The sequence below is a fragment of the Gemmatimonadota bacterium genome, from assembly GCA_039715185.1.
Classification (GTDB): Bacteria; Gemmatimonadota; Gemmatimonadetes; order Longimicrobiales; family RSA9; genus DATHRK01.
Genome location: JBDLIA010000162.1, coordinates 1 through 3,547 on the forward strand (window position 1 = coordinate 1; position 3,547 = coordinate 3,547).

Annotated in this window: 4 protein-coding genes; all 4 read left to right on the top strand. The window is 68.3% G+C overall.

Features of this window, described 5'->3' with window-relative positions; genetic code table 11:
• On the top strand, nt 1-611 hold a 611-nt coding region (locus ABFS34_16120), incomplete at its 5' end, for an insulinase family protein (GenBank protein ID MEN8376954.1).
• A 10-nt stretch (nt 612-621) separates the two neighbouring features.
• Nucleotides 622-2,688 (top strand): pitrilysin family protein, encoded by a 2,067-nt coding sequence (locus tag ABFS34_16125; protein ID MEN8376955.1) that lies wholly within the window; start codon nt 622-624, stop codon nt 2,686-2,688.
• 194 nt (nt 2,689-2,882) lie between these two features.
• Complete coding sequence (locus ABFS34_16130; GenBank protein MEN8376956.1) at nt 2,883-3,242, top strand: hypothetical protein; 360 nt, start codon at nt 2,883-2,885, stop codon at nt 3,240-3,242.
• Between the two features lie 128 nt (nt 3,243-3,370).
• A partial coding sequence (locus tag ABFS34_16135; protein MEN8376957.1) for a DNA gyrase subunit A occupies nt 3,371-3,547 on the top strand: 177 nt, incomplete at its 3' end.

Sequence of the window (3,547 nt, forward strand, 5' to 3'; positions counted from 1 at the left end):
CCATGCCGGAGCCGACCCCCACGCCGCGCACCGACGGCGAACGTCGTGCCACCGTGGAGGACAAGCTTGCCAACACGCCCGCGTTGTCGATGGCGTTCAACATCCCGCCGCACAGGCACGAGGATACGCAGGCGCTCACGTTGCTCAACAGCATCCTGAGCCAGGGCGAGTCCAGCCGCCTCTACCGCCGCATCGTGGACCAGGAGGAGGCGGCGCTTCAGGTACAGGCGTTCCTGAACAGCCGCCTCGGGCCGGGGGCGATGCTCGTGTTCGGGCTCCCCAATCAGGGCGTCGAGGTGGGCCGGATCGAGGAGCTGATCCTGGAGGAGGTTGAGCGCGTGCGCACCGAGGGCGTGACAAAGGAGGAGCTCGAGAAGGTCAAGAACCAGGCGCTCGCCAGCCAAGTGCGGGGCCGCCAGACCGTGATGAACAAGGCCGAGCAGCTCCAGCACTACCGCTACATGCACGGAGACATCTCGGAGATCAACCGGGAGATCCAGATGATGATGGCGGTCACGGCGGATGACATTCGCCGCGTCGCCAACACCTATCTGAACGAGGCGAACCGAACCGTCGTGACGGTGGTTCCGGCGTCCAAGCCGGCCACCTGAGGAGAGACCAATGCGCAAGATCAACACGCTGATTGGAGGGGCCGCGGTGGCCCTCCTGGCCGTGCCCCTAGCGGGGCAGCAGGGACCGCCGCCCGCGCTTCCCGCGGCCGACGTGTCCTTCCCCGCCTTTGAGGAGGCCACGCTGGATAACGGCGCTCGCGTCATAGTGGTGCGTAACGCCGAGCAGCCGATTGTCTCGGTCAACCTGCGGGTGGCGAGCGGCAACGCCGACGACCCGACCGGCAAGGCGGGCGTCGCGGGCGCGACCGCCACCCTGATCGACAACGGCACGGCGAATCGCTCGTCGGAGGAAATCGCGCAGGCGGTGGACTTCATCGGCGCCACGCTGGGCGCCGGCGCCGGCGACGACTGGTCCAGCGTCACGCTGACCACCACGACGCCCTTCCTGGAGGAGGGGCTGGAGGTGTTCGCCGACGTGGTCATGAACCCGAGCTTCCCCGACGACGAGGTAGAGAAGGAGCGCCGGCGGCAGCTCACCGCGCTGGAGGTGCAGCTTTCGCAGCCGGCAGTCCTCGCGTCGCGCCGCTTCTTCTCCGAGGTGTACGGCGAGCACCCGTACGGTTGGTCGCCGACGCCCGAGTCGACGGAGGCGATCACGCGCGACGACCTGGTGGCGTTCCACGGCGCGCACTACCGCCCGGACAACGCGCTGATCGTGGTGGCCGGCGACGTCAGCGCGGACGACGTGGTGGGCGCGCTCAATCGGCACCTCGCCACGTGGACTCCGGGCGCGTCGGCCGACGCCGAGCGTCCGGCTCCGCCGGTTTCGGGCGCGCGCACGCTCCACTTCGTGCACAAGCCGGGTCTGGTGCAGGCGGTGATGCGCGTCGGCCACCTGATGCCGCCCGCGACCGAGGGTGACTGGGTGGGCATCGACGTGGCCGCGCGGGTGCTGGGCGGCGGCACGACGGGCTGGCTGTTCCGCATCCTGCGCGGAGAGAAGGGCTACACCTATGGCGCCTACGGCGGCGCCACGGAGCGCCTGGAGGCCGGTTACTTCCAGGCCACCGCGGAGGTGCGCAACGAGGTCGCGGACAGCGCCATGGAGGAGCTGCTGATTCTGGTCGAGCGCCTGCGGACCGACATCCCCGCGGAAGATCTGGAGAAGGCGCAGAACTTCATCTCGGGCTCCTTCCCGCTGTCGATAGAAACGCCGAGCCAGGTGGCGGGCCAGCTCGCCACCACTCTGATGCTGGGCCGGGAGGTCGACTACATCGAGAACTACCGCGGCCGCGCCGCGTCCTTCTCGACCGACGACGTGGAGGCCATCGCGCGGCAGTACATTCGCCCGGAAATCGCCACCGTCGTGGTCGTGGGCGACGCCAACGAGATCCTCGACATGGTGACCCCGTTCGCGGACGAGGTGCGCCTGTGGACGCCCGAGGGAGAGCCGCTGGACGTGGCGGACCTCGCGCCGCTGGAGATGAGCCTGGACGTCGACCTGAGCGAGCTGGAGCCGCACAAGCGCGTCTACTCCTTGCTGCTTCAGGGGCAGCCGCTGGGCGAGTCCACGGCCGAGGTGACGCGCGTGGAAGTTGACGGCGCGGAGGCGTTCCTCGTGACCGTGTCGACCGTCTTGCCGCAGGGGACGATCGTGCAGGAGTCCACGTTCGGCGCGGACTTCACGCCGATTTCGTTCAAGAACTCGGGGCCCGGGCCGCAGGTGGAGTTGGCCTATGCCGATGGCCGCGTGACGGGGACCGCGACGGGACCTCTCGGCGGCGAGGCCAGTGAGGTCGACATCGACGCATCCAGCGGGGCCCTGCTGCCCGGCATGGATGGGGTAGCCGTTGCCTTCAGCGATCTGTCGAGCGGCTCGCTGGACGTGCTCGTGGTGGACGCCGCCGAAGGCACGCTCACGCCAGTGACCTTCGCGGTCGAAGGGGAGGAGACGGTGACCGTGCCCGCTGGCGAGTTCGAGACGTACAGGATCGCCATTCGCGGGGCTCAGGGGGGCACGATCTGGGTCCGCAAGGACTTCCCCCACTTCATGGTCCGGCAGGAAATCGCCGGCCAGCCGGTGGCGCTGGAGCTCAAGGAGTTCGTGCTGCCGTAAGCGTCCGCAGGATGGGTGGCAGGTAGCGCCGTTCATTGCGCGGCGCGGGCGGTCCTCTGGAGGGCCGTTCGCGCCGCGTTCGCATGGTCCGAAATCCGTCCCAAATCACGGCTTCCGCGCCTTGCAACAGCCCCCCTGGAGGCCTAGGTTCAAGGCGGCTCGAATCGAGCCATCCCCAGGACCAGGGAGGACTCATGCAACGGGGTGTTCTGCTTGCCCTCGGCATGGCGCTGTTCGCCGGTTGCGCGGGCGCGCCGCCGCTACCGCCCAAGGCGGGCCCCGACCAGGTGGATTTCTATGACCTGAGCGTGGGACTTTCGCCCCCTGAGGGGTATGAAGGGATCGGTCCGGTGCAGGTGCAGGTGGATCCCGGCACGGAGTATCGGGAGATCCACCGGTTGCTGCGGGCCGAAGCCGCCAAGCTGGGAGCCGATGCGATCATCCTCCAGAGCATCCGGAGCAACGCGGAAGGGCAGGTCGGCGTGGATTTCGATCGGCCGGAAAAGTTGATCGGGCGGGCGCTGGCCATCTACTGGCCGGTGAGTTCGACATAGCGGCGTCGCACGGCCCCCGCGAAGGTCGGTTGAGCGCGCGCCGCGGTCGGCGACGCGCTCCCTGCCACCCTGGAGAAACGAACCTACTTCGGCGTCCATCCTGAGGCCGACCACTCTACGACGAATAGATGTCCAATCCTGAGACCCAGGAGCGCGTAGTCCCGCGGCTCCTCGAAGACGAGATGCGGGAGTCGTTCATCGACTATTCGATGAGCGTGATCGTGCAGCGGGCGCTGCCCGACGTGCGGGACGGGTTGAAGCCGGTGCACCGGCGCATCCTGTACGCGATGAGTGAGTTGGGACTG

Bases quoted from the DNA above. Each gene is read 5' to 3' on its own strand.
- ABFS34_16130 (MEN8376956.1), top strand. From the start codon at position 2,883: ATGCAACGGGGTGTTCTGCTTGCCCTCGGCATGGCGCTGTTCGCCGGT.
- ABFS34_16125 (MEN8376955.1), top strand. From the start codon at position 622: ATGCGCAAGATCAACACGCTGATTGGAGGGGCCGCGGTGGCCCTCCTG.